This is a genomic window from Pontimicrobium sp. MEBiC01747 (assembly GCF_053601635.1).
This window is the reverse complement of record NZ_JBSHNS010000559.1, coordinates 1-4,716: the sequence shown is the minus strand read 5'-3', so window position 1 is coordinate 4,716 and position 4,716 is coordinate 1. Positions and strand designations below refer to the sequence as shown.

Genomic DNA, 4,716 nt, shown 5'->3' with positions numbered 1-4,716 from the left:
CGCTATAACCTAACAGTATTTAAAGCAGGCATTATAGTAGGCTCTGGAAGCTCTTCTTTTGAAATTATAAGAGACCTAGTAGAAAAATTACCAATAATGATAGCGCCTAAATGGTTAAAAACAAAAACACAACCCATAGCCATTAGAGATGTTTTAAGCTTTTTAACCAAAGCCCTAGGAAACGAAAAAGTCTACAATACATCGTATGATATTTTTGGTCCAGAAATTCTAAACTATAAGCAAATGCTTCTAAAATTTGCTGTCATTAGAAAATTAAAGCGAACCATTATTACAGTACCAATAATGACACCTAAACTATCTAGTTATTGGCTTTACTTTGTAACCTCTACCACCTATAAATTAGCTAGAACATTAGTTAATAGCATGGGAGTTGAAATTATAGGAAAACCAAGCGATATTAATAAAATACTAGAAGTAACACCTATGACTTACGAACAAGCCGTAGAGTTTGCATTCATTAAAATAAAACAAAACAGTATAGTTTCTAGCTGGAAAGACTCTTTTGCAAGTAGTAGACTAAAAAAAAGAGCCTCAAGCAAATACATTAACGTACCAAAATACGGTTGTTTTAAAGATGTTAAAGACCGAAAGGTATTAAACGAGCAACGTACATTCGATAAAATATGCGCCATTGGAGGAGAAAATGGTTGGTATTACGGCACCACATTATGGAAAATACGTGGCTATCTAGATAAAATGGTAGGCGGTATTGGCTTACGACGTGGAAGAACCAATAAAAACACCATTAAAACAGGAGACGCATTAGATTTTTGGCGTGTACTTCTGGCAGATGAAGAAAACAAGCGTTTATTACTATTCGCCGAAATGAAATTACCCGGAGAAGCTTGGTTAGAATTTAGAGTAGCTAAAGGCAAAGTGTACCAACGTGCTGTGTTTAGACCTCGTGGACTTGCAGGTCGATTATATTGGTACAGCGTATTACCATTTCATGGCTTTATATTTAACGGTATGATTAATAAGCTTGCCAAAGCGTAGAGAATTAGTAATACAGTTAGCAGGAAACAGTTGGCAGTCGCTTACTTAAATATAAAATAGAAACTGCTCTTTTTAGCAAAAAGAAAGTGATTTTTAAATAAAAAAACGGATGGTTTGACAGAAAATAGCGAAGCTCATTTCCAGAAAATTACGACACACAATAACAATAATAATGAAAAAACAACACCTCCCTACCAAAATATGTAACACCTGTGGTTTACCATATACGTGGCGTAAAAAGTGGGAGAAAAATTGGGAAAACGTAAAATATTGCAGTGAAAAATGCAGAAGAAACAAAACAAAAATAGCCTAGTTTGGTTTAGAAACGATTTAAGAACACAAGATAATGCTTCATTAACAAATGCATTAAAAGAAAGCGAAACAGTAATCGCTATATATTGTTTCGATACTCATTATTTTAAGAAAGACAAATTCGGATTTATTAAAACTGAAAAATACAGAGCTCAATTTCTAATAGAAACCATAACCGACTTAAAACACAAACTAGCACTCTTAAACATTCCACTATTTGTCTATCACGACGCTACAGCACAAGTAATTTCAAAACTTAATAATACATTTCAATTTGATGCTATTTACCTTCAAAAAGAATGGACTCAAGAAGAAGTTATTATACAAAATAGCGTTTTAAGTAAGCTGTCTAAAGCCATAGCAGTACATGAAACCTACAATCAATTCTTGTATCATCCAGAAACTTTAAATTTTCAAATATCACAGTTACCCAAGGTCTTTACTGCCTTCAGGAAAAAAGTAGAACGCTACAGCAGTATATCTCAAGAAATAGAAGCGCCAGCACCCCAAGAACCAAACACAATAAAAAACACGACTACAATACCTACACTAGAAACGTTAGGCTTAGAAGCGTTTACAGCACACCCAAACAGTGCTTTTCCATTACGAGGTGGTGAAACCGAAGCAATAAACCGATTAAATGATTATTTTTTTGAAACTAAAAAACTAGGCGTTTACAAAAAGACCCGAAATGGTTTAATTGGCGTTAACTTTAGCTCTAAGTTCTCGCCTTGGTTAGCCAATGGAAGCATTAGTGCAAAAACACTATATAGGAAAGTAAAAACCTTCGAGGCTGAACATTTTAAAAACGACTCAACTTACTGGCTAATATTCGAGTTAATATGGAGAGACTACTTTAAATACGTATCTATAAAACACGGCAATAAACTCTTTAAAATTGGCGGAATACTAGATAAAGAATACCACTGGAATACTAATACAAAAGCTCTACAACAATGGATTAATGGAACAACACAAGAACCCTTTGTTAATGCAAATATGATAGAATTAAAAAAAACAGGCTGGATGAGTAATCGTGGTCGACAAAACGTAGCCAGTTATTTTGCTAAAAACCTAAAATTAGATTGGCGTATAGGTGCGGCCTATTTCGAGTCTCAACTAATTGATTACGATGTACACAGTAACTACGGTAATTGGATGTATGTTTCGGGTGTTGGCAATGACCCCAGAGATCGCGTATTTAACGTGAAATTACAGGCAGAACGCTACGATTCTAAAGGCAAATACCAACAATTGTGGTTACAAAACACACTATTTTAAAATAATAACTATTGAAAACATTACGATTAATATTAGGCGACCAATTAAATAGTAAACACTCTTGGTATAAAAGTAATCAAGACGAGTACATCTACTGTTTATTCGAAATGCGACAGGAAACGGACTACGTAAAACACCATATTCAAAAAGTAATTGGTTTTTTTGCGGCCATGCGTGCCTTTTCAGAAACCCTAAAATCTAATGGTTGCACAGTAGAATATTACACACTTGACGCTAAAGAAAACACTCAAGATTTAACGCAAAACATTCAGCAACTCATTATAAAGCACAATATAAAGTGTTTTGAATATATAAATCCAGACGAATACCGTTTAGACCAACAACTAAAAGACTTTTGCAATACATTAGATATAAAAACGAATACCGTATCTGCAGAACATTTTTACACTCAAAGAAACGATTTAGCTACTTTTTTTAAAGACAAAAAGCAATGGCTAATGGAAAATTTTTATCGAGATATGCGTAAAAATCATAACATTTTAATGGTAAACAATCAGCCAGAAGGTGGTAAATGGAACTACGATAAAAGCAACAGGAATAAATGGAAGGGTAAACATGAAATTCCAGATTACATATCATTTAAAAACGATGTATCGGATATTGTAGCAGTATTAAAATCCGAGAAAATAAAAACCATAGGCACATTTAAATCTAAATATTTTGAATACCCCATAACAAGAGCACAAGCATTAAAACAATTAAAGTATTTCTGCGAGCACTTACTAGTTCATTTTGGCGATTATCAAGATGCTATGCATACAGACGAAACGTATTTATTTCATTCACGTATATCGTTTGCTATGAACTGTAAACTTATTTCCCCTAAAGATATTGTGACTAGCGTTTTAAACTATTGGCGTAAATATGGCGAAGACATCGATATTTCGCAGGTAGAAGGTTTTATAAGACAAATAATAGGATGGCGAGAATACATGCGTGGTATGTATTGGGCAACAATGCCAGAATACAAAACGCTAAACCATTTAGATAACACCAATGCCCTACCCGATTTTTATTGGACAGGACAAACCAAAATGAATTGTTTAAAACAAGCCATCACTAACTCTTTAGATAACGGCTACGCACACCACATACAACGCCTTATGATAACGGGTAATTATGCTTTACTAACCCAAATACACCCCGATGCAATAGACGACTGGTATTTAGGTATTTATGTAGACGCTATAGAATGGGTGCAACTACCAAATACCAGAGGAATGAGTCAGTTTGCAGACGGTGGTAAAATAGCAACAAAACCATATATATCTAGCGGAAGTTATATTAGCAAAATGAGTAACTATTGCGATAATTGTTATTATAACAAAAAGGACAAAATTGGAGATAAAGCCTGTCCGTTTAATAGTCTATATTGGAATTTTCTAGACGATAAACGAGAATATTTAAGTGGAAACTTTAGAATGAAAATGATGTATAGTTTACTAAATAAAATGGATGCTGAAGACGTGCATAATATAAAAAAACGAGCACAAGATATTATTGAAAATCCTGACCATTACTAAATGTCCGAAAAAGAAGAACTACACCTCGTATGGTACAAACGCGACCTGCGTTTGCAAGACAATGAAGCTATAGAAAATGCTTTAAAGTCTGGTAAACGTGTGCTATTCTGTTATCTATTTGAAAATTTTTTGTTGCAAGACAAGCATTACAGCGAACGTCATTGGAATTTTGTAAAGCAATCCTTAGCCGATATAAATACACAACTAAAACCCTACAATTCTAAAATACTAGTCGTTAATAGTACCATAGACAATCTTGTTACAAGCATTAGTAAATACTACAACCTTACAACAGTACATTCGCATCAAGAAACAGGAATCTATAAAACATATAAAAGAGATATTGCATTTGGTGAGTTTTGTAAAACACAAGATATAACATGGATAGAAACTGTAAACAATGGTGTAGTAAGAGGGTTACGTAATAGAAAGACTTGGTTTGAGGATTGGGAACAATTTATGATGCAAGACACACACACCTTTGCTCCAAAACAACACCAATTACTAAATATAGCAACTATAGAACGTTTAGAGCGCGAATTTAAAACGGTGACTTTACAGG

At 33.8% G+C, this 4,716-nt stretch carries 5 protein-coding genes; all 5 read left to right on the top strand.

All coding sequences use genetic code 11. The annotated features are described in order from the left end of the window. A partial coding sequence (locus ACVC2P_RS18685; RefSeq protein WP_452599967.1) for an SDR family oxidoreductase occupies positions 1 to 1,017 on the top strand: 1,017 nt, incomplete at its 5' end. 172 nt (positions 1,018 to 1,189) lie between these two features. Next, positions 1,190 to 1,330, top strand: a complete 141-nt coding sequence (locus tag ACVC2P_RS18680) for a DUF2256 domain-containing protein (protein WP_452599966.1) — start codon at positions 1,190 to 1,192, stop codon at positions 1,328 to 1,330. Then, entirely contained in the window at positions 1,300 to 2,610 is a 1,311-nt protein-coding gene (locus ACVC2P_RS18675) for a DASH family cryptochrome (RefSeq protein WP_452599965.1), read from the top strand. The genes ACVC2P_RS18680 and ACVC2P_RS18675 overlap by 31 nt, the downstream gene beginning before the upstream one ends. Positions 2,611 to 2,621: 11 nt before the next feature. Next, positions 2,622 to 4,154 (top strand): cryptochrome/photolyase family protein, encoded by a 1,533-nt coding sequence (locus tag ACVC2P_RS18670; RefSeq protein ID WP_452599964.1) that lies wholly within the window; start codon positions 2,622 to 2,624, stop codon positions 4,152 to 4,154. After that, on the top strand, positions 4,155 to 4,716 hold a 562-nt coding region (locus ACVC2P_RS18665; RefSeq protein WP_452599963.1), incomplete at its 3' end, for a deoxyribodipyrimidine photo-lyase.

Coding starts and splice junctions, on each gene's coding strand:
- ACVC2P_RS18680 (WP_452599966.1), top strand. CDS start 1,190: ATGAAAAAACAACACCTCCCTACCAAAATATGTAACACCTGTGGTTTA.
- ACVC2P_RS18675 (WP_452599965.1), top strand. CDS start 1,300: ATGCAGAAGAAACAAAACAAAAATAGCCTAGTTTGGTTTAGAAACGAT.